Source organism: Microbacterium azadirachtae (genome assembly GCF_000956545.1).
Lineage (GTDB): Bacteria > Actinomycetota > Actinomycetes > Actinomycetales > Microbacteriaceae > Microbacterium > Microbacterium azadirachtae.
On record NZ_JYIT01000083.1, the window covers coordinates 62,317 to 83,989 of the forward strand.

Consider the following 21,673-nt stretch of genomic DNA (forward strand, 5'->3'; position numbering starts at 1 on the left):
GATGTGCCCCGACCTTCCGCCGGAGCCGATCCGAGGGGCGGGAACGCTTGTGCGGCGCCGGGACGCCGGGTAATGTCCGGAAACAATTCGTGCGACATCAGCACACTGGTGTGGTGATATGGCACGATCCTTTCGTCTCAGCCCCTCCCGACCTTGAATGCGAGACCTCATGAGCCCATTGCCCGGGGAGAAGGAACTCCCCAACGCGCTGCCCCGCACCACGGCCACCCAGGTGCCGCTGCGCCGACTACAGCGGTCGATGGACGCACGCCACCTCATCATGATCGCCCTGGGCGGGGTGATCGGATCCGGGCTGTTCCTCAGCTCCGGCTACACGATCAGCCAGGCGGGACCGCTGGGCGCGATCATCGCGTACCTGATCGGCGCCCTCGTCGTCTACCTCGTGATGGCGTGCCTCGGCGAACTCGCCACGGCCTACCCGGTCTCCGGCGCCTTCCACATCTACGCGGCCCGTTCGATCGGCCCGGCCACCGGCTTCACCACGGCCTGGCTGTACTGGCTGTGCTGGGTGGTCGCGCTCGGATCCGAGTTCACCGCCGCCGGCATCCTCATGCAGCGCTGGTTCCCCGGAGTGCCGGTGTGGGTGTGGTGCCTCGTGTTCGCGGCCGCGCTGTTCTCGATCAACGCGATCTCCGCACGCGTGTTCGGTGAGACCGAGTTCTGGTTCTCGCTCATCAAGGTGCTCGCGATCGTCGTGCTGATCGTGCTCGGCGCCGCCGCCATCTTCGGCTTCACGCCGCTGTCCGACGAGCACCCCGCGGCGCTGCTGTTCCGCAACTTCGAGACGCCGCACGGGCTCTTCCCCGGCGGGGTCGGCGGCGTGCTGATGACCTCGCTCGCCGTGTTCTACGCGTTCAGCGGATCCGAGCTCATCGGCGTCGCCGCCGGCGAGACGAAGGATCCGGGGCGCAACATCCCTCGCGCGCTGCGCTCCACGGTGCTGCGCCTGCTGGTGCTGTTCGTGGGATCCATCACGGTGATCGCCGCGATCCTGCCCTACGACAAGGCCAGCGTGACGAGCAGCCCGTTCGTGGACGTGTTCCAGTACGTCGGCGTGCCGTTCGCACCCGACATCATGAACTTCGTCATCATCACCGCCCTGCTGTCGGCGGGCAACAGCGGCCTGTTCTCGTGCGCGCGCATGCTCTTCTCGCTCGCCGAGGAGGGCCATGCGCCGAAGGCCTTCACCCGGCTCACCCGCCGCGGCATCCCGATCGTCGCCCTCAGCGTGAGCATGGTGCTGGGGCTCGTCTCGCTGCTGTCCAGCGTGATCGCCGCGGAGACGGTCTACCTCGCGCTGGTGTCGATCGCGGGCTTCGCGGTCGTCGCCGTGTGGATGTCGATCGTCGCCGCGCAGTTCTTCCACCGCAGGGCGTTCCTGCGCCGGGGCGGGGATGTCTCGACGCTGCCCTACCGCACGCCGCTGTACCCGATCGTGCCGATCGTCGCGTTCGTGCTGCTGCTGGTCTCGGTCGTCGCGATCGCGTTCGACCCGAACCAGATCGCCGCGCTGTACTTCGGCCTGCCGTTCGTAGGCCTCTGCTACCTGTACTTCTGGTGGCGGTACGGACGGCGCGGCGCCGCACGCGTCCAGACGGTCTCCGAGGAGGCCCCGGTCGATCGCGCGGAGGACCCGGCGGCCGAGGAGCCCATCGCCGGCATCGGACGATGACCCGCGGGCCGGGATGGATCGAGGTCGACGTCGACGCCATCGCGCACAACGTCGCGGCCGTGCAGCGAGAGCTCGGCACCACGCCGCTCTGCGGAGTGGTCAAGGCGGACGCCTACGGCCACGGCGTCGACCTCGTCCTCCCGGTCCTCATGGCGGCGGGGGTCGGCATGATCGGCGTCACCGCGAACGACGAGGCGCACGCGGCGAGGCGGCTCGGGTTCCGCGGGCGGATCGTGCGCGTGCGCACCGCGCTGCGCGACGAGATCGAGGACGCGGCCCCGGCGCACGTCGAGGAGTGGATCGGCGGACTCGCCCACGCGCGTGAGGTCGACGCGGCGGCGCGCGCGATCGGTCGCCGCATCGGGGCGCACGTCTCGATCAACGCGACGGGGCTCAGCCGGGACGGCATCGACCTGCGCCGTGCGGGCGGCCCCGAGGAGGTCGCCGCGGTCGGCGCCCTGCCGGGCGTGCATGCGATCGGCGTCTGCGCGCACTTCCCCTGCGAGGATGAGCACGACGTCGCCGAGGGGGCCGAGGAGTTCCGCTCCCAGTCGGCGGAGGCCGCGGCGCTGCTGGCCGCCGGCGTAGGACGGCGGCTCGAGCGGCACTGCGCGACCTCGTTCGCGGCGCTGTCGGTGCCCGCCTCGCGGTTCGACCTCGTGCGCGTGGGCGCCGCGCTCTACGGCGACACGTCCGCCGCGCCCGGGCTCCTCCGGCCCGCGATGCGCCTGCTCTCGCGGGTCGCCGCGATCAACGTCTATCCGCCCGGACGCACGGCCGGATACGACCGTACGCACCGCACCGCCCGCACGTCGCGCCTCGCCGTCGTGCCGCTCGGATACGCCGACGGATTCCACCGTGTCCTCGGCGGCCGCGCCGAGGTGCTGGTGGGCGGGCGGCGGGCTCCCGTGGTCGACAGGCACGCGATGAACACCCTGCTCGTCGACGTGACCGACCACCCCGCCGTGCAGGTCGGGGACGAGGTGACGCTCGCGGGCGCCCAGGGCGGCGACGCGATCACGATGCAGGATCTGGAGCGCGCCTCAGGCCAGATCGCGGCCGACCTCTACACCGCGTGGGGGCGCCTGCTGCCCCGCCTGGCGCGGCGCGGAGGACCGACGTGAGGAGCGCGCAGGCGCCGGGTAGGCTGGCCGGATCCGGCTCGCCGCGCCGCGGCCGGGCGACGAAGGGAGGCGGGGTGTCTGCTCCCTCGTCCCTGTCGCAGGGACTGACGCTGCTCGAATCGGCGGCTGAGCGGGAGCGCTCGGGCCGTGCCGGGCACAACGCCTCCCGGCTCGCGGAGACGACCGGGATCGAGCGCAGCAGGGTGTCGCGGCTGACCGCCGAACTGCGGGCGCTGCGCTTCCTCGATCGCGACGAGGCCGGCGTGCTCAGCGCCGGGGATGCCTACTTCCGCACGGCGCGTGCCCTCGACCAGCCCTGGCTGCGCGCCGCGCGACAGGAGCTGCGGATCCTGGCCTCGACGCTGAGGATGACCGCCCTCCTCGCCGCGGCGGACGGCCCGCGCGCACTGCTGCTGCGCTCCGCGGCGGGAGCGGGGTCGACCGACGTCGCCGTGCCCTACGGCATCGCCCCGATCTGGTGCACGGCCGCCGGCCGGGCCCTGCTCTGGGACGACTCCCGCTCGGAGCTGGAGGAGCGGCTGCGGGAGGTGCAGTTCGTCGGCATCGGCGGTCCGGCCGCCGCGCGGACCGCCGGCCAGGTGCACGACCTCATGGAGCGCGACCGGGCGGACGGGCTGATCGTGGCCTCCGACGAGTATGCGGAGGGGGTGGCCGAGATCGCCCTGCCGATCCGCGGGCGGGACGGGATCGTCGCCTCGATCGCCCTGAGCGGTGCACGCCACGGCCGAGGGCCCGTCCGTGCCGCCCGCGTGGCGCTGGCGGAGGCCCGCGATCGGCTGAGCGCGCTGGCGACCGCTCAGTGAGCGGTGTGGCTCCCGCGGCGCTCCTCGGGGGCGCCGAGCGCTTTCGACAGCGCCTCCGCGGCCGCGACGCACGCCTCCGCGAGCTCCGCTGTGCGCGGACGCAGAGCGCGTCGCTCGCCGACGATCTGCACGCCCGCGGCCACCTCGTCCCGGAAGTCCCAGACCGGCGCCGAGACCGAGTACAGCTCCGGCTCGGCCTCCTGGTCGACGACCGCGTATCCGAGCGCACGCGAGGCGCGCAGCCGATCGAGGAAGTCGTCGACGGAGGCGGGGGCGTTCGGTCCCGGGCTCGAGAACGAGGTCCGGGCGAACACGGCGCGCACCTCCTCGTCGGACGCGTCCCACAGCACCGCACGCCCCGCGTCGCTGCAGAACGCGGGATAGGCGCGGCCCACCCACGACCCGATCATGCGGGATCCGCCGGGGATGCTCTCCACGACGGTCAGCGTGCTGTCGCCCTGCAGGACTCCGAGGAAGCACGCCTCGCCTGTGGCCTCGGCGAGCGCGTCGAGCACCGGCAGTCCGGCGGTGTGCAGCCGTCGCTCCGTCAGCTCCTGCGCCGTCGCGTACCAGCTCCACGCGAGGCGGTAGCGGTGGTCGTCGCCGCGCACGACGAGGCCCCGATCGGCGAGCGCGGAGAGGGTGCGGGACACCTGCGAGCGTTCCCGGTCGAGCGCGAGGGCGACGTCCCGGACCGCCACGCCGTGCGGAGCAGCGGCCGACAGCGCCGCGAGCTCCGAGAGCACGTCCAGGCCGCGGCCCATGCTCGTCCGGGGCAGGTCGGGATCCTCGGCGAACGGCATGGCATGAGCGTACTCGACCGCCGGCGCGCGTCCGGCGGCTCGGGCGGAGGGAAGGCGGAGCGATGACCGGGACGAAGACGACGGGCGCGGAGGGCGGGATCCTCCCGCTCACGATCCTGGACGGCGGGATGTCGACCGCCCTGGAGCAGCAGGGGATCGAGGTGGGCGGCGCGCTGTGGACGGCACGCCTGCTGGCCGACGAGCCGGAGCGCATCGCACGCGCCCACCGCGCCTTCTTCGAGGCCGGAGCCCACGTCGCGACCACCGCCACCTACCAGGCGAGCGAGCGCGGCTTCACCGCGGCGGGCCTGGACGCCGCCGAGGCGAGGACGCTCATCGGCCGCGGGGTGACCATCGCGCGGGAGGTGCGCGACGAGTGCGCCGCGTCGAGGCCGGGGCTGCTCGTGGCGGCGTCGGTGGGCCCCTACGGCGCTGTGCTCGGGGACGGCTCCGAGTACCGGGGGCGATACGGAGTGGCCCCGTCGCGGCTGCGCGACTTCCACGGCCCGCGGCTGGAGGCGCTCGCCGAGGCAGGCCCGGATCTGCTCGCCGTGGAGACCATCCCAGACCTCGAGGAGGCGGTGGTGATCGCGGCGCTGCTGGACGAGCTCGGCGTTCCGGCGTGGTTCAGCTATTCCGTGCGCGGCGAGGAGACCTGCGCCGGACAGCCGCTGGCCGAGGCGTTCGCCGTGCTCGCCGGCGGCCGCTCGCTGGTGGCTGCCGGCGTCAACTGCTCGGATGAGGGCGACGTGCTCGGCGCGGTGGAGGCTGCCGTGGCGGAGACCGGGCTTCCCGCGATCGCCTACCCGAACCACGGCGGCGTCTGGGACAGCACCACCAAGACCTGGTCGCACGCGCGACCGCTCGACATCGACCTCGTGGACGCCTGGATCGCCGCCGGTGCCCGCTACATCGGCGGCTGCTGCGGCTTCGGCCCGGCCGACATCGCCGCACTCTCCCGGCGCGTGACGGCGCCGTCGGTCGCGTCTTAGCCCGTCCATAGGGTCGCCAAAGGGCTCGTCCCGGGGCGGTGCCGAGCATGGATCCCATGACCCAGGATCCCGCTCCCGACCTCGACCTCGACGTCGTCGTCCCCGTGCACAACGAGCACGAGACGCTCGAGCAGAGCATCGCGCTGCTGCACGCGCATCTCAGGGCCGAGGCACCGGGCTCCTGGCGGATCACGATCGCCGACAACGCCAGCACCGACGGCACGGCGGCGATCGCCGAGGGGCTGGCCGCCCGGCTCGACCGCGTGGTGGTGGTGCACCTGGCGGAGAAGGGGCGGGGTCGCGCGCTCAAGGCGGCCTGGTCGGCATCGCCGGCCCGGGTGCTCGTCTACCTCGACGAGGACCTGTCCACGGATCTGCGTGCGCTGCAGCCGCTGGTCGCGCCGTTGCTCAGCGGCCATTCCGACCTGGCGATCGGATCCCGCCTGGCGAGCGCCTCGCGCATCGTGCGCGGCGGCAAGCGCGAGTTCGTCTCGCGCTCCTACAACGCGCTGCTGCGCGGCACGTTCGGCGCGCGGTTCAGCGATGCGCAGTGCGGGTTCAAGGCGATCAGGGCCGACGTGGCCCGCCGCCTGCTGCCGTATGTCGAGGACACCGGGTGGTTCTTCGACACCGAACTGCTGATCCTCGCGGAGCGCGCGGGGCTGCGCATCCACGAGGTGCCCGTCGACTGGGTCGACGATCCGCACAGCTCGGTCGACATCGTCGCGACCGCGACCGCCGATCTCAAGGGCATGGTGCGCGTCGGCACGGGCCTCGCGCGCGGGCGGATCCCCGTCGACGACCTCTACCGGGACATCGGGCGGCACCCGTTCGCGCAGCCCCGGACTCCCCTGATCGCCCAGGTCGTGCGCTTCGGCGTCATCGGCGCGCTGTCCACGATCGCCTATGCGCTGGTCTATCTGGTGCTCCAGGTCGTGATGCCGGCGCAGACCGCGAACTTCCTGGCACTGCTGGTCACCGCGATCGCCAACACCGCCGCCAACCGCCGCTTCACCTTCGGCATCCGAGGCAGAACGGGCGCCACGACGCACCATCTGCAGGGGCTCGTGGTCTTCGGGATCGCCTGGGCGCTCACGAGCGGATCCCTCGTCCTCCTGCACGCGGCGGATCCGCATCCGGGAGCCTTCGTGGAGGTGGGCGTGCTCACCATCGCGAACCTCGTCGCCACGCTGCTGCGGTTCGCGCTGCTGAAGATCTGGGTGTTCCGCGATCCCGGGCGCCGCAGGGGCGAACCCGCGCCCGACGAGCCCGTCGAACCGCTGTCCACCCGTCACCACCTCACCCTGCTCGCTCAGGAGGCGAACCGATCATGAACGCATCCGTGGCTGTCGCGCCCGCCCTGCCCGCCCCTTCGGTGACCGGACCGGATCCCGCCGCCGCGAACTCCGTCGCAGCCGCGATCCCGAAGGCGCGGTGGGAGGCGCCGGCCTTCGCCGGCGCGCTCCTGCTCACCGGGATCCTGTATGTCTGGAATCTCGCCGCGAGCGGCTGGGCCAACGCGTTCTACTCGGCCGCCGTGCAGGCCGGCACGCAGAACTGGGTCGCGTTCTTCTACGGATCCAGCGACGCCGGCAACTCCATCACGGTGGACAAGCCGCCGGCGAGCCTGTGGGTGATGGAGCTGTCGGCGAGGATCTTCGGGCTCAGTTCGTGGAGCATCCTGGTTCCCGAGGCGCTCATGGGCGTGGCGACGGCCGCGATCATCCTGTTCACCGTGCGGCGGCGTTTCGGCGCGGCCGCGGCGCTGGTCTCGACGGGCGTGTTCGCGCTGACCCCCGTCGCCGCGCTGATGTTCCGGTTCAACAACCCCGACGCGCTGCTCCTGCTGCTGCTGACCGCATCGGTGGCGATGACCTCGCGCGCGATCGACCGGAATCGGCTGCGCTGGCTGCTGCTCGCCGGGGTCGCTGTCGGCTTCGGGTTCTTGACCAAGCAGCTGCAGGCGTTCCTCGTGCTGCCGGTGCTCGCCGGTCTGTACGCCGCGTTCGCGGGTGTCCCGATCCTGAAGAGGCTCTGGCATCTGCTGGCCGCGCTGGGCGCCGTGATCGTCTCGGCCGGCTGGTGGGTCGCCGTGGTCGAACTGGTGCCGGCATCGGCGCGGCCCTACATCGGCGGCTCGCAGACGAACAGCTTCCTCGAGCTCACCTTCGGCTACAACGGCCTGGGACGGCTCACCGGGAACGAGACCGGAAGCGTCACCGGAGGTGGTGGCGCGGCCGCCGCCGGCGGTGGCGGGATGTGGGGATCCACGGGCCTGTTCCGCCTCTTCGAGAACGAGATCGGCGGGCAGATCTCCTGGCTGATCCCCGCGGCCCTGATCCTCTGCGTCGGCGCCCTCGTGCTCATCGGCCGGGCGCCGCGACGGGATCCTCGCCGCATCCTGATCGTCGCGTTCGCGAGCTGGCTCCTCGTCACGATGCTCGCGTTCAGCTTCATGGCCGGGATCTTCCACGCGTACTACACGGTCGCGCTGGCCGCGCCGCTCGCCGGGCTCCTCGGGGCATCCGGTGCCGTCCTGTTCCGGCACCGGGAACGGCTGTGGGCGCGCGTCCTGCTCGCGGTGTCGGCGGTCATCACGGCCGCCTGGGCCTGGGTGCTGCTGGACCGCGCGGGGTCCTGGCTGCCCTGGCTGAAGGTCGTCGTGCTGATCGTCTCGGCCGCCGGTGCCCTGCTCGTCCTCATCCCGCCGCGGTCGCGGATCCTCACCGCCTCGACCCTGTCCGCGCTGCTCGTGGGCGCGCTGCTGGCCCCTGCCGCGTACACGATCGAAACGGTCGGCGCGGCCCACTCCGGCTCCATCGTGACGGCGGGGCCGACGGTCCAGGGCGGCATGGGTGGATTCGGCGGGCGCGGCTTCGCCGGCGGGACGCCGGGTGGAAACGGCGGCTTCGGAGGCTTCGGCGGCGGCGCGCCCGGCGGGAACGGCGGCTTCCCCGGAGGCCAGCCCGGTGCGGCGACCCCCCGCGGCACCGGCGCCGGAGGCGCTGGTCGTGGCGGGATGGGCGGCGCGGGCGGACTGCTCGAGGCCTCCACCGTCGGTTCCGCCATGAAGACGCTCCTCACCGCCGACGCCTCGACCTACACCTGGGCGGCCGCGACGATCGGGTCGCAGACCGCGGCCGGCTATCAGCTGGGTACGGGGGTGGCCGTGATGCCGATCGGCGGATTCAACGGCAGCGACCCGTCGCCGACGCTCGCCCAGTTCCATGCCTACGTCACGGCGGGACGGATCCACTACTTCATCGCCGGCGGGCGGATGGGAGGATCGAACGGCGGCAGCGACGTGTCCTCCCGCATCCAGCAGTGGGTCGAGGCGAACTTCACGGCGAAGACCGTCGACGGCGTGACGGTGTACGACCTGACGGCGCAGAATTGAACCGGCACGGGCGAGGGGAGCAGATCATGGCTGATGCCACGACCGAGTCCGGATCCGCCGCTGCCCCGATGCCGCTCGGGCTGCCGCCGGTGGTGCGTGCGGACGGATCACCGGCGCGGGCGCTGGTGGTCGACGATGAGCAGGCGCTCGCCGCGGCGGTGGGCGGGTCTCTGGTGGCCGACGGCTGGGAGGTGCGGATCGAGCACCGAGGGCGGAGTGCGCTCATCGCGGTGCGCGAGTTCCAGCCCGACGTGGTCGTGCTCGACATCATGATGCCCGACATCGACGGGCTCGACACCCTCGAGCGCATCCGGGCGATCCGGCCGGAGATCCGGGTGCTGTTCCTCACGGCGCTGGACAGCCACGACGATCGCATCGCGGGGCTCCGCGCCGGCGGGGACGACTACCTCACCAAGCCCTTCGCGATCGCCGAGCTGCAGGCGAGGGTGCGCGTTCTGGCCCGCTCCGCCGTGGCGATCGCCCGGCCCGCCGAGTCGCGACTGCGGGTCGGCGACCTCGCGGTGGACACGGGCGAATCCACGGCCGAGCTCGCCGGATCGCCGCTCGAGCTGACGCCCACCGAGTTCGAGCTGCTGCTCCTGCTCGCCAACAACGCCGGGCGGGTGCTGCGCCGGGCGCAGATCCTCGAGGCGGTCTGGGGGTACGACTTCGGTACCGAGTCGAACCTCGTCGAGGTCTACGTGTCGAGCCTGCGCCGCAAACTCGCCGCATCGACGGCGCTGAACCTCGAGACGGTGCGGCTGGTGGGCTATGTGATGCGCGTGGCGGACGGCGCTGGATCTGGCTCCGGGGGAGGCGCATGAGACGTCCTCGCAGTCTCCGTCTGCAAGTGGTGCTCATCGCCTCTGCCCTGGTCGCGGCGGTGAGCATCGTCGTCGGCGTGGTCGCGGTGCTGTCGCTGCACGACTACATGCTGGGTCAGGTGGATGCCCGCCTGAACGGCGCCGCCGCGCGGGGGGCCGACATCGCCGGGGGCCGGGGGCCCGGCTCGACGCCGGGCTCTACTCCTCAGATCAGCCCAGGGCCCACCTCGACGCCGCCGGCCACGCGCCCCAACCGCGACGACGTGGTCGGCGCCCCGGGCCAGTCCGGCGGCACGATCACGGCGATCTTCCGCGACGGCACGTTCGAGATCGGCGGCTGGATCGGGTCGGACGGCGTGCGGCACGACCTCACCGCCGCACAGAAGAAGCTCCTCGCCACGCGCCTGCCCACCGGATCCGCGGACCGCACCGCACCGGTCACCGTCGACCTCGGCGGCTCCCTCGGCGAGTACCGGGTGGCCGGGCGCACCACGCCGACCGGCGCGGGCGTGGTCACGGCGCTGCCGTTGGAATCGGTCACCGCCGTGACCGGGCGGCTGACGCTCGTGGTGGCACTGGTGGGGGTCGCCTGCATCGTGCTCGCGCTCGCCGCCGCGGCGGTCGCGATGGGCCGGGCGCTGCGCCCGCTGCGTCGCGTCGCACACACCGCCGCCGCGGTGACGGCGGTGCCGCTGGACCGGGGCGAGGTGCGGCTCGCAGAGCGCGTCGAGGCGCGCGACATCGCCTCGACCGCCGAGGTCGGCCAGGTCGGTGCCGCCCTGAACGACCTGCTCGACCACGTCGAGGACGCCCTCGCCCAACGCGAGGCCAGCGAGTCGACCATGCGGCGCTTCGTCGCCGATGCGAGCCACGAGCTGCGCACCCCGCTCGCGACGATCCGCGCGTACGCCCAGCTCTCGGGTCGATCGGACGCCGAGGAGCGGGAGATCCGCGGCAACGCGGCGCTCATCGACGTCGAGGGGGTGCGGATGGGTGCGCTCATCGATCAGCTGCTGCTGCTCGCGCGCCTCGACGCGCTGCCCGAGCTGGCGCGAGACGAGGTCGACGTCCGATTGCTCGTCGCCGAGGCGGTGCTCGCCGCTCGCCTCGCGGGCCCCGACCACGTCTGGGTCATGGAGCTCGGGGAGGATCCGGCTCTCGTGCTCGGCGACGCGGCGGATCTGCGCCGCGTCGTCGACAACCTCCTCGCCAACGCCCGCGTGCACACCCCGGCCGGAACGACCGTGCGGGTGCGGCTCGACGAGGTGCGCACCGGAGAGACGGTCGGGTCCGTGCGACTCACCGTCTCCGATGACGGCCCGGGCCTTCCCGATGCGGTGCGGGAGGCCGTGTTCGAGCGCTTCGCCCGGGGCGAGACGTCGCGCTCGCGGGAGGGCGGCGGCACTGGCCTCGGCATGGCGATCGCCCGCGCCGTGGTCGAAGCGCACGGCGGCACGATCGCCGTCGCGCCGGGGCCGGGCGCGACGTTCGTGGTGACGCTGCCCGCCGCCTGATCCCTGCGCGGTCCTTCCGTGCGGACTACCCTGGAGGGGTGACTGCGTACGTCTCGGCCTTCGATCTGTTCTCCATCGGTGTAGGACCTTCGAGTTCGCATACGGTGGGGCCGATGCGCGCCGGCGTCGACTTCGCCGCGCGGCTCGCGGCCGACGGGGTGCTCGACCGCGTCGCTCGCGTCACCTGCTCGCTGTACGGCTCCCTGGGCGCCACGGGTCTCGGCCACGGCACGCCCGATGCGGTCGTCGCGGGCCTGCGCGGGCTCACCCCGGAGACGTGCGATCCGGCCGATGTGCGCCGCGCCTGGGCGGACTGGACAGACGGCTCCGCGCTGGCGATCGACGGCACCCACGACGTGGTCTTCGCGAAGGACGACATCACCTTCGAGCCGCGCACCCGCCTGCCCGGCCACCCGAACGCGATGACGCTGCGCGCTCTCGACGCCGACGGAATCCATGTCGCACAGGAGACGTACTACTCGATCGGAGGCGGGTTCATCCGCCGCGACGGCGAGGACGACACGCGCACCCTGGCGACGGCGGGCTTCCCGTTCGCATACCGCGACGCGGCGTCGCTGCTCGAGCTGTGCGACGAGAACGGGCTCACGATCGCCGAGCTCGCGCGCCTCAATGAGACGGCGCTGCGCAGCGAGGAGGACGTCGCCGCCGGGCTCGACGCCATCTGGGACGCCATGGCCGCCTGCGTCGACGCGGGTCTGCACGCGGAGGGCACCCTGCCCGGGATCCTCAAGGTCAAGCGCCGTGCGGGGGCGATCCGTGCGCAGCTCGACGAGGTCGAGGCCGAGGGGCACCCCGCCGTGCCGGGCGAATGGCTCGGCGCGTTCGCGCTCGCCGTGAACGAGGAGAACGCCGCCGGCGGCCGTGTCGTGACCGCCCCCACCAACGGCGCCGCCGGGATCCTGCCCGCCGTGGCGATGTACTGGTGGAGGTTCCTCGCCGACTCGGGCCTCGGCGCAGGCAACGCCGTCACCCCGTACGGCGAGCTGGTCGGCAGCGCCCTGCTGGGCTTCGGGGCCGAGGCCTCGCTCGTCGCCGTCGGCGCGATCGAGGACCCCGATGCGCTGAGCGAGGCGAACCGGCGCCGCGGCATCCGCCGCTTCCTGCTCACGGCGACCGCGCTCGGATCCCTGTTCAAGGCCAATGCCTCGATCTCGGGCGCGGAGGGCGGCTGCCAGGCCGAGGTCGGGTCCGCGTGCGCGATGGCGGCCGGCGGCCTCACCGCGGTGATGGGCGGCACCAACCGGCAGATCGAGAACGCCGCCGAGATCGCGATGGAGCACCACCTCGGGCTGACCTGCGATCCCATCGGCGGTCTCGTGCAGATCCCGTGCATCGAGCGCAACGCCATCGCCGCCTCGACCGCGGTGACCGCCGCGCGGCTCGCGCTGCGCGGCGACGGCGAGCACTACGTCTCGCTCGACGCCGTCGTCGAGACCATGCGCCAGACCGGTCTCGACATGTCCACGAAGTACAAGGAGACGAGCGAGGGCGGTCTCGCGGTCAACGTCATCGAGTGCTGAGATGGGCGCATGACCACGACACGGCGCAGGGGACGCCCCAGGGGCGAGTCCGGATCACGCGGCCGGATCGTGACCGCCGCCGAGCACGAGTTCGGCGAGAACGGCTATGACGGCGCGACCATTCGCGCGATCGCGGGCCGCGCGGGCGTCGACTCCGCGCTCGTGCACCACTACTTCGGCACCAAGGCGGATCTGTTCGCCGAGGTGATCGGCATCCCGCTGCGTCCCGACGTCGATGTGCCCGCGATCCTCGAAGGGCCGCGCGACCAGGTCGGCGAGCGCGTCGTGCGCTACGTGCTGGAGGCGTTCGAGCGCCCGGAGGTGCGCCGGCGCGGCGTGACGATGATCCGGGTCGCTCTCGGCTCCAAGGTGATGTCGCCGCCTCTGGTCGGCTTCCTCTCCCGCGAGCTGATCGGGCGGATCACGGCACGGCTGGACACCCCCGACGCCGCCCTCCGCGCGACGCTCGTCGCCTCGCAGATCGCGGGCATGCTCGTCACGCGGTACGTCGCGAAGCTGCCGCCGATCGCCGACGCCCCCGTCGAGGAGCTCGTGGCGCGCGTGGGGCCGACGCTCCAGCGGTACCTGTTCGACTGACTCCCGGAGGTCGTGACCGTTCTCGGAACGGATCCCTTGACCCGTCGCGCTCCCGGATCCATAATTCATCACATGATGAATAACGCGGTGGTGATCGACGGACTGCGGGTGCGGCGCGGCCGCCACGACGTGTTCGACGGCCTGTCGCTGAGCATCCCCCGGGGCGAGGTGACCGGGCTGCTGGGGCCCTCGGGCTGCGGAAAGACGACTCTCATGCGCGCGATCGTCGGCGTGCAGCGGATCCGGTCCGGATCCGTCCAGGTGCTCGGGGAGCCGGCGGGATCCGCAGCGCTGCGCCACCGCGTCGCCTACGGCACGCAGGGCGCGGCGGTCTACTCCGACCTCACCGTGCGGCAGAACCTGCGCTACTTCGCGTCGGTGCTCGGGGTGGGCCGCGCCGATGCCGACCGCGTCATGGAGCAGGTCGGGCTGACGCCGTACGCCGGGCAGGAGGTCGCGGCGCTCAGCGGCGGGCAGGCGAACCGCGTGTCGCTCGGGGTGGCGCTGCTCGGCTCGCCCGAGCTCGTCGTGCTGGACGAGCCGACGGTGGGGCTGGATCCGGTGCTGCGTGCCGAGCTGTGGGATCTCTTCCGGCGGATCGCCGAGGCCGGCACGACGATGGTCGTCTCCAGTCACGTGATGGACGAGGCGCTGCGCTGCGATCGGCTGCTGCTGATGCGCGAGGGGCGGATCGTGTCCGACACGACGCCGGCCGAGCTGCTGGCGGACACCGGCAAGACCGACCCGGAGCAGGCGTTCCTCGTGCTCATCGCGCGCGACGCGGCCGACGAGGCCGCCGCGCAGCCGCATACCCGCCGGGCGCGGCGCGAGGAGGTCGGATCATGAACGGGCGACGGCTGTTCGCGACGGCGGGCCGGGTGCTCACGCAGCTTCGGCACGACCCGCGCTCGATCGCGCTCATGGTGGTCGCGCCGAGCCTGCTGGTCGGGCTGTTCGCCTGGCTCTTCACCGACTCGAGCGGCGTGTTCGACACCTTCGGCGGCGCGATCCTGGCGCTGTTCCCGTTCATCGTGATGTTCCTCGTGAGCTCGATCACGACGCTGCGCGAGCGCCGCTCGGGCACGCTGGAGCGACTCATGACGACCCCGCTCGGCAAGGCGGACTTCGTGCTCGGCTACGCGCTGGCGTTCGGGGTCATGGCGGTGCTGCAGGCCGTGGTGACAGTCGCGTTCGCGGTGTACGTGTGCGGCCTGACCGTCGACGGGCCGCTGGGGCAGCTCGGGCTCGTCGCCGTCGTGGACGCGCTGCTGGGCACCTCGCTCGGGCTGCTCGCGAGCGCCTTCGCCCAGACCGAGTTCCAGGCCGTGCAGTTCATGCCGCTGCTGGTGTTCCCGCAGATCATCCTCGGCGGTCTGTTCATGCCGCGCGACAAGATGCCCGACGTGCTCTACGCGATCTCGGACTGGCTCCCCCTCAGCCACGCGATCGACGCGATCCAGGCGGTCACGGCGGGGACCGGGGACGGGGATCTCTGGCGTCCGGTGCTGATCGTCGCGGCCTTCGCCGTGGCGTTCCTGGTGCTCGCGCCGCTCACGCTGCGCCGGCGCACGTCCTGAGCGACTTTCGTCCCTGATTTCTGTGCCTCGATGACTTAGAACCTGTGTGGTAGCGTCAAATATTCTTTGAATCTCCCGTAAGACGTGACAGGTCCCCCACACAGGAAGCCGGTGCCGAACTATGACTTTTCAGCCGCCCATGACGCCCGAGCAGCAGCCCTACGTGCCGCAGCCACCACAGAAGACGGGTAGTGGTCTGGGTATCGCGGCTCTGATCCTGGGCATCCTCGCGCTGGTCGGTGCGGTCATCCCTTTCCTGAACTACGTCGCGTGGATTTTGGGTTTGGTCGGCCTTATTCTCGGCATCGTTGCTCTTGTCCAGAAGAACCGGCGCAAGGGCGTCGCCGTCGCGGGGACGATCATCTCCGGTGTGGCGATCATTCTCTCGATCGTGCTGGCGATGGTGTACACCGCTGCATTCGCCAGCGCAGTCAGCGATGCCATGGAGTCCGCGGCCGCCAGCGCCGGGCCGAGTTCCGCCCCGTTGTCCAGCGCCGACAGCACGCCGGCTGCTCCGCTTGCCGGTGACGTGACGATCGTCTACGAGATCACCGGCACGGTCCCGGACGCAACGGTCACGTACTCGACGTTGGACAATGGCAACGTACAGTCTGCGTCAGCTTCTGGTCAGGCGCTGCCCTGGACCAAGACACTGACGGCCAAGAAAGATGGCCTTCTCGACGTGAACGTCTTCTCGGTGAGCGCGGTCGGCGGCATCGAGAGCGGCGACATCAGTTGCAAGATCACGGTCGATGGCAAGGTCGTCTCAGAGCAGACCGCGAGCGGACAGGCTGCTGTTGTTTCGTGCACCGCGACCAATGTCGGCCACTGATGGCGTGATCGCTGGTACTGGCTCGACCAGTCTGACCGATTCAGAGGGGCACGGCACGGTCCCAGATCGTCGTCGAGGAGTCAATCCTGACGGTCGTCTTCAGGCCTGACGGATAAGCCGCCACTCCTAGACGTCCTCGTCGCGGGCGGCGCGCCGGGAGGTGTGCCGGGTGGGCGCCGCCTGCCACGGATCCTCGGGCCACGGGTGCTTCGGGTAGCGTCCGCGCATCTCGGCGCGCACCTGCCGGTAGGGGCCGGACCAGAACGAGGCGAGGTCGTCGGTGACCGCGAGCGGGCGCCCGGCGGGGGAGAGCAGGTGGAACAGCACCGGCACGCGGCCGCCCGCGAGGCGCGGCGTCTCGGCCCAGCCGAAGCACTCCTGCAGTTTGACGGCCACCACGGGACGCGCCGCGGGGTCGTCGTGCGGCGGGTAGGTGATCCGGATCCGTGAGCCGGTGGGCACCTCGAGACGTTCGGGGGCCAGGGCGTCGAACTCCGTCGCGGCCGGCCACGGGAGCACCCGGCGCAGGGCGGACGCGAGGTCGATCGCCGTCGTCGAGGTCCCCGTCGCGAGGGCGTCGATCTCCGGTGCGAGCCAGTCGTCGAGCGTCGCCGTCAACGCTTCGTCCGACACATCTGGCCACGGGGCGCCGAGGGCGTGGTGCAGCAGCGCGAGCCGGCGGCGCAGCGCGTCGGCCGCGTCCGACCACGTGAACACCTCGAGCCCGCGCGCCTGCAGCGCCCGCCGCACCGCGTCCCTGCCCTCCTCGGCGGTGGGCCGCACCGGCACGGAGGAGCGCACGATCGCCCCGACGCGGCGTTCCCGGCGGGCGGTGACGCGGGTGCCCGCGAACTCGGCCTCGACACGGTCGGTGACGAGGTGATCGGCGGCGCGCTCCACCTGCGCTTCGGTGATCGCGGCGGCCGCGCGTATGACGGCTCCGGATCCCGCAGCCGCGCGGCCGGAGGCGCGCGCCACGTCGGCGACCGCCAGCCACTCGGCACCGGCGAGCGTTCCGCGCACGCCGGCGCGCGTGCCGGAGGCGAGCAGGAACGTCGCGCCGTCGGCGGTCCGCTCGACCCGACGTGCGATCCGGGAGGGGTGGGCGAGGGCGACCACGAGACCCGCGTCGTCTGCGGCGCTCGCCGCGCGGGCCGAGTGCGTGGCGGACGGGGTGAAGCGGCGCAGGCGCTCGGTCTCCTGCGCCCACCGGCGCGCGTCCGGTCCGCGGCCGTGGCGCAGCGCGACGATCGCCGCGGCGACGTCTGCGTCGGGGACACGCAGGTCTCCGCCGAGCAGTGCCACGACCTCGGCCGCCAGCTGGGATCCGACGAGCGCGCTGCCTTCGATCAGAGCCCGCGCGAGGCGGGGGTCGACGGGTATGCGGGCGAGCGCCCGGCCCTCCGCGGTCGCGCGGCCGTCGGCGTCGATCGCGCCCAGGTCGTGCAGCACGGCCCGTGCCTCGGCGAGGGCGTCGGTCGGCAGCGGATCGATCAGCCGGAGACCCGTCCCGCCCGGGGCGCCCCAGCAGGCCAGCAGCAGCGCCGCGTCGGCCAGGTCCGCCGTCGCGAGCTCCGGGGCGGGACGTGCGGGGGCCGCGGCGAAGGTGCGCTCGTCGAGGCAGCGGATCACGGTTCCCGGGCCCTGTCGGGTGGCGCGGCCGGCGCGCTGCACGGCCGACGATCGGGCGGCGGCGGTCGTGACGAGCCCGCTCATGCCACGCGCGGCGTCGCGCTGCGGATGGCGCGAGAGCCCGCTGTCGATCACGAGCCGCACGCCCGGCACGGTGAGCGACGACTCGGCGAGGGACGTGGTGACGATGATGCGAGGGGCGTCGTGCGCGTCCCGGCCACGGATCACGGCATCCTGCTCTCGGGCCGGGATCTGCCCGTGCAGTTCGCGGACGTCGAACCCGCTCACCTCGTCGCGGAGTCGTCGGGCGATCTCGGAGACTTCGCGCGCCCCCGGCGCGAAGACCAGCACGTCGGCGGAGGGGTCGTCGCGCCTGAGGTCGCGGGCGGCGGATCCGGCTGTGCGGGCGACGTGGTCGAGGAAGCCGAACGTGACGCCGCGCTCGTCCAGCCGCGGCACGGGGCTCGGCGCCCAGAGCTCGGTCAGCGGGTGTGCGGGCACGGTGTGCTCGATGATCGGCGCCGGCGCATCGGCGGATCCGAGCACGGCGGCGATCCGCGCGGCGTCGAGCGTCGCGGACATCGCGACCAGGGTCAGGTCGTCGCGCAACTCTCGGACCTCGCCGAGGAGGCCGATCAGCAGGTCGGTCTCGAGGGCGCGCTCGTGCACCTCGTCGATGACGACCGCGTCGACGCCGTCCAGACCGGGGTCGTCCAGCATCCGGCGCAGCAGCACGCCCGCGGTCACGAACTCGACGCGGGTGTCGCGACCGACCGCGCGCTCGCCGCGCACCGTGAAGCCGACCCGGTCGCCCAGGGAGGAGCCGTCGAGCTGCGCGAGGCGACGTGCGGCGGCGCGGGCGGCGACCCGGCGCGGCTGCGTGACGATCACGCGCCCCGTCGTGCGGGAGGCGAGCAGTGGCGGGACGAGCGTCGTCTTGCCGGTGCCCGGCGGCGCGGTGATGACGAGCGCCCCGCTTCGGTCGAGTGCGGCGGAGACGTCGTCGAGCGCCGCGGCGAACGACAGTCCTGCGCCGATCGCGCGGAGATCGAAGGCGGCGGAGGTCACCTGTCCAGTCTGCCGTGCGGTTCCCCGAGGGGATGCCGTCGCTCTGGTCGACTCAGACGAGGGCCGGTCGAGAGGGTCGCCGCAGCTCATGCGACCACGTCGTATCGGGCTCTTCCGCCGAGCCGGGGCGTCCGGTCCGGATCCACGTGCGGGGGTGGGATGAACCAGACCCGGCTCTGGCGCCCCGTGCCCTCGATCCGGATCTCCCAGTCGTTGTCGTGGATCCGATGGTGACAGCTCTCGCACAGCAGCACGCCGTTCTCGAGGTCGGTCGGCCCCGCGTCGCGCTTCCACCAGCGGATGTGATGGGCGCGGGTCATCGAGGGCGGGAGGCCGCACATCGCGCAGCCGCCGTCGCGTTCGGCGAGGGCGAGACGCTGCGCCCTGGTGAAGAACCGGCGTTCGCGTCCGTAGTCGAGGATCTCGCGATCAGTGCCCAGCACGCAGGGGATGACGCCTCCGCCGGCGGCGAGCCGGCGAGCGGTGCTGACGCTGATCGGGAGGTCCGATCCGTCGATCGTGGCGTAGCCGGTGCCGTCGGCGAGGTCGCTCACGTCGATGCGCACCACCACGCTCGCGCCGGCGAGTGCGGGCGCTTCGTCCTCGCAGCCGAGCGCGTGGGCGCAGAGGACGCTGAGCGCTTCGGCGCGGAGCGCGGCGACCGAGCGTCGCGCCGCGTCGGGCGCTTCCGGATCGATCTGCTCCTTCTGTGCGGCGAACAGCGCCGACACGTAGCCGTTCACGGCGGCGACGATCGGGGCTCCGCGCGCGGCATCGAAGTCTCCGTCGAGATGGATCCGGCCGTCGCGCTCGAAGATCGACAACGACGTGCGATCGCGCTGCTCCTGTTCGCGCGGCGCGACGCCGTCGGGATCGAGCCAGGCCTCGGCGCGGGTGACCAGGCGTCGCACGTCATCGAGCGACAGGCCCTGAGCCCGCTCCACCAGCAGGCGCTCGGCCTCGGCGGTCTCGGTCGCACCGAGCGTCAGTCGCACCCGGTCGAGCAGTGCGATGATCGCCGCGACCGCCGGGGCGCTCAACCGGCCTGCGGCGAGAGCCTGCTGCGCTGCGGGGTACTTCGGCGGCGTGGCCTCACCCAGGAGGTTCCTCCGCGGTGCCGTCGCCTCCCCGACCTTCACCAATCGCGACGCATCGCCCGCGGTCGCGCCGGTCGTCGTCGCGATCAGCTGCGCGGCGTTGCGGAACCCCTGCTCCTTGGCGAGCGACGCGGCGCCCAGCTCGGTGCGGGACTCGTGCGCGACGCACGCCGCGACCTCCGCGAGCATCGCCCCGGAACGGCGATGCAGCAGCCCGAGGGCCTCCGTGACCGCGATCAGCTGACGGCGCGACAGCTGCCCCGCGTCGTCGGCATCGCCCCATGCCTCATCGAGGCGTTCGAGCGCCTCGTGCAGCGGGTGGAGATGTCCGGTCATTCCTCGACTCTACGGCGGATCGAGCAGACATTCGTACAGATATTCGATATCTGTGGAGAAGTTCTCGCCTCGATCCGATGTGTGGATCAGGCGCCGCCGACGGCCGCCCGGTGTCGCCGATCAGGCGGGAGGAATGGCATGACCGGCGTCGCCGATCAGCGTGCGCGCAACTTCTCCGCGAGGGTCGTCAGCGTGCGCAGCTCGTCGTCGTCGAGCGTGGACATGCGCTGCGCGATCGAGCGTCCGTGGACCGTGGCGAGCTGGCGGAAGGCGCGCGTGCCGGCCTCGGTCGCGTGCACGAGGGCGCCGCGGCCGTCCTCCGGATCCGGGCACTTCTCGAGCAGGCCGCGGGCGACCATCCGGTCGACCAGGCGGGAGACGCTGGGCTGGCTGATGAGCATGTTCGCGGTGACCTCGCGCAGGCGGGCCGTGTGGCTGGCGCAGCGCGTCACGGTGAGCAGCACGTCGTACTCGGCGGCGGACAGCTCGGCGCCGTCGAAGTCGTTCGACATCTCGGCGAAGATCTCGTGCTGGGCACGGAACAGGCTCTCCCATGCCGAGAGGGCAAGCTTCCGATCGCTCATCGCCTCAGGATATCCGCCGGCGGGGACGTCCGGCGCGAGTGCAGTAAAGGCCGGTCGGAGAGGCTTCCGACCGGCCTTTGTCCCTTGCACCAAGAGTGTCCTGCAATCACATGCGATGAGAGCCACAGCAAACTTTCATCGTGCGATCACTGTATAACGGCGGGGTAACGAATGCAACGGTTTGGTCACGGTCTGGGCGGATTCATAAAGTGACTGCTCGACCCGAGTCGACGGAGACCGTGCTCGAGCCGGCGGCGCTCGCCGAGCCTGACGTGCTGTCCGCGGGGCGGTGCGACGATATCGTTCGAGCGCGATTCAGGCGGCACAGCACCAGCAGTCGGGCCGTGCCTGCTCGTCAACGGATGGCGCTTCCCTACGGCCGATGAGGCCGGCGTGTCGATGGGCGTCGGTAGCGTGGTTCGGTGCGTATAGGCGACATCGACATCGAGCCCCTCTTCGACGGCACCGGGCAGGAGGACGCGAGCGAGATCATCTCTCGCTTCGGCATTCCGGATGCCTGGCGCTGTCACCCGGAATCGTTCGGGTCCGATGGGCATTGGGAGTTTCCCGTCGGAGGTTTCCTGGTCCGCACCGGTGATCGCGTCGTGCTCGTGGACGCCGGCGTGGGCCCCGTCGACGCGGACGGCTATCGTGGCGGCGATCTGCTCGTCCAGCTCCGCAGTCATGGGGTCGCGCCGGCCGACGTCACCGACGTCCTCTTCACCCACCTGCACTTCGACCACATCGGCTGGGCCACCGTCGAGGACCGGGTGACATTCGTGAACGCGACCTATCGCGCGCACGCCGCCGACTGGGAGCATTTCGTCACAGGTGCGCACGCGGTCGGCGCCGCCGCACAGAAACTGACGCCGCTCCGGAAGCAGCTCGAGCTCTTCGACGGCGACCATGTCGTTGCTCCCGGCATCGATGCCCGCTGGGCCGCCGGGCACACGCCAGGCACCACGGTCTTCGTGCTCTCGTCTGATTCCGAGCGGGCGGTGCTGCTCGGCGACGTGGTCCATTCGCCGGTGCAGTTCGGCGAACCCGACTGGACCGTCGTCTGGGACGTCGACCCTCAGGCGGCCTCCGCGGTCCGCAATCGCCTCGCCGACGACGCCGCCGTCACCGGCGACCTGCTCGTCGCAGCGCACCTTCCCGGGATGCGCTTCGGACGCATCGTCGTGACAGACGGCGCGCGGCGGTTCGTCGCGATCTGACTGCATCGCGGACTGTCTTGC

General features: G+C 72.2%; 18 protein-coding genes. 14 read left to right on the top strand and 4 right to left on the bottom strand.

Annotation, left to right across the window (positions count from 1 at the left end):
* Nucleotides 1–169 precede the first annotated feature (169 nt).
* From RL72_RS14295 to RL72_RS14305, 3 genes are all read left to right on the top strand, one after another.
* The gene (locus RL72_RS14295; RefSeq protein WP_045251658.1) at nucleotides 170–1,693 is read left to right on the top strand and encodes an amino acid permease; all 1,524 of its coding nucleotides are present in this window, start codon (nucleotides 170–172) and stop codon (nucleotides 1,691–1,693) included.
* Nucleotides 1,690–2,817: an alanine racemase gene (alr, locus tag RL72_RS14300; protein ID WP_045251531.1), complete on the top strand. Its 1,128-nt coding sequence runs from the start codon at nucleotides 1,690–1,692 to the stop codon at nucleotides 2,815–2,817. The genes RL72_RS14295 and alr overlap by 4 nt, the downstream gene beginning before the upstream one ends.
* A gap of 74 nt (nucleotides 2,818–2,891) precedes the next feature.
* Nucleotides 2,892–3,641, top strand: a complete 750-nt coding sequence (locus RL72_RS14305) for an IclR family transcriptional regulator domain-containing protein (RefSeq protein WP_045251532.1) — start codon at nucleotides 2,892–2,894, stop codon at nucleotides 3,639–3,641.
* Here the strand turns inward: RL72_RS14305 and RL72_RS14310 are convergent.
* Complete coding sequence (locus tag RL72_RS14310) at nucleotides 3,635–4,444, bottom strand: IclR family transcriptional regulator (RefSeq protein WP_045251533.1); 810 nt, start codon at nucleotides 4,442–4,444, stop codon at nucleotides 3,635–3,637. The two genes, RL72_RS14305 and RL72_RS14310, sit on opposite strands and share 7 nt — an antisense overlap.
* Nucleotides 4,445–4,506: 62 nt before the next feature.
* On the opposite strand from RL72_RS14310, the gene mmuM reads away from it, so the two are divergent.
* From mmuM to RL72_RS14360, 10 genes are all read left to right on the top strand, one after another.
* Nucleotides 4,507–5,436: a homocysteine S-methyltransferase gene (gene mmuM / locus RL72_RS14315; protein WP_045251534.1), complete on the top strand. Its 930-nt coding sequence runs from the start codon at nucleotides 4,507–4,509 to the stop codon at nucleotides 5,434–5,436.
* Between the two features lie 56 nt (nucleotides 5,437–5,492).
* Nucleotides 5,493–6,770, top strand: coding sequence for a bifunctional glycosyltransferase family 2/GtrA family protein (locus RL72_RS14320; RefSeq protein ID WP_082072416.1), 1,278 nt, complete (start codon nucleotides 5,493–5,495; stop codon nucleotides 6,768–6,770).
* On the top strand, nucleotides 6,767–8,833 hold the full coding sequence (locus tag RL72_RS14325; protein ID WP_082072417.1) for a glycosyltransferase family 39 protein: 2,067 nt from the start codon (nucleotides 6,767–6,769) through the stop codon (nucleotides 8,831–8,833). The genes RL72_RS14320 and RL72_RS14325 overlap by 4 nt, the downstream gene beginning before the upstream one ends.
* A 26-nt stretch (nucleotides 8,834–8,859) precedes the next feature.
* The gene (locus RL72_RS14330; protein WP_045251535.1) at nucleotides 8,860–9,657 is read left to right on the top strand and encodes a response regulator transcription factor; all 798 of its coding nucleotides are present in this window, start codon (nucleotides 8,860–8,862) and stop codon (nucleotides 9,655–9,657) included.
* Nucleotides 9,654–11,171: a sensor histidine kinase gene (locus RL72_RS14335; RefSeq protein ID WP_052674432.1), complete on the top strand. Its 1,518-nt coding sequence runs from the start codon at nucleotides 9,654–9,656 to the stop codon at nucleotides 11,169–11,171. Before RL72_RS14330 ends, RL72_RS14335 begins: the two co-directional genes overlap by 4 nt.
* A 38-nt stretch (nucleotides 11,172–11,209) precedes the next feature.
* The gene (locus tag RL72_RS14340) at nucleotides 11,210–12,712 is read left to right on the top strand and encodes an L-serine ammonia-lyase, iron-sulfur-dependent, subunit alpha (protein WP_045251537.1); all 1,503 of its coding nucleotides are present in this window, start codon (nucleotides 11,210–11,212) and stop codon (nucleotides 12,710–12,712) included.
* 9 nt (nucleotides 12,713–12,721) lie between these two features.
* Entirely contained in the window at nucleotides 12,722–13,309 is a 588-nt protein-coding gene (locus RL72_RS14345) for a TetR/AcrR family transcriptional regulator (protein WP_045251538.1), read from the top strand.
* A gap of 72 nt (nucleotides 13,310–13,381) precedes the next feature.
* Nucleotides 13,382–14,155 carry an ABC transporter ATP-binding protein gene (locus tag RL72_RS14350; protein ID WP_045251539.1) on the top strand — a complete coding sequence of 258 codons (774 nt, stop codon included), beginning with the start codon at nucleotides 13,382–13,384 and terminating at the stop codon, nucleotides 14,153–14,155.
* Complete coding sequence (locus RL72_RS14355; RefSeq protein WP_045251540.1) at nucleotides 14,152–14,886, top strand: ABC transporter permease; 735 nt, start codon at nucleotides 14,152–14,154, stop codon at nucleotides 14,884–14,886. The genes RL72_RS14350 and RL72_RS14355 overlap by 4 nt, the downstream gene beginning before the upstream one ends.
* Nucleotides 14,887–15,025: 139 nt before the next feature.
* Complete coding sequence (locus tag RL72_RS14360) at nucleotides 15,026–15,718, top strand: MmpS family transport accessory protein (RefSeq protein WP_052674434.1); 693 nt, start codon at nucleotides 15,026–15,028, stop codon at nucleotides 15,716–15,718.
* Nucleotides 15,719–15,844: 126 nt separating this feature from the next.
* Here RL72_RS14360 and hrpB read toward each other — a convergent pair whose 3' ends face one another.
* The 3 genes from hrpB to RL72_RS14375 all read right to left on the bottom strand — a co-directional run bounded on the left by hrpB (nucleotide 15,845) and on the right by RL72_RS14375 (nucleotide 20,435).
* Nucleotides 15,845–18,418 carry an ATP-dependent helicase HrpB gene (gene hrpB / locus RL72_RS14365; protein ID WP_045251542.1) on the bottom strand — a complete coding sequence of 858 codons (2,574 nt, stop codon included), beginning with the start codon at nucleotides 18,416–18,418 and terminating at the stop codon, nucleotides 15,845–15,847.
* An 86-nt stretch (nucleotides 18,419–18,504) separates the two neighbouring features.
* Nucleotides 18,505–19,851: an HNH endonuclease gene (locus RL72_RS14370; protein ID WP_045251543.1), complete on the bottom strand. Its 1,347-nt coding sequence runs from the start codon at nucleotides 19,849–19,851 to the stop codon at nucleotides 18,505–18,507.
* A gap of 155 nt (nucleotides 19,852–20,006) precedes the next feature.
* Nucleotides 20,007–20,435: a MarR family winged helix-turn-helix transcriptional regulator gene (locus RL72_RS14375; RefSeq protein ID WP_045251544.1), complete on the bottom strand. Its 429-nt coding sequence runs from the start codon at nucleotides 20,433–20,435 to the stop codon at nucleotides 20,007–20,009.
* A gap of 422 nt (nucleotides 20,436–20,857) precedes the next feature.
* On the opposite strand from RL72_RS14375, the gene RL72_RS14380 reads away from it, so the two are divergent.
* On the top strand, nucleotides 20,858–21,652 hold the full coding sequence (locus RL72_RS14380) for an MBL fold metallo-hydrolase (protein ID WP_045251545.1): 795 nt from the start codon (nucleotides 20,858–20,860) through the stop codon (nucleotides 21,650–21,652).
* Nucleotides 21,653–21,673: the final 21 nt, after the last annotated feature.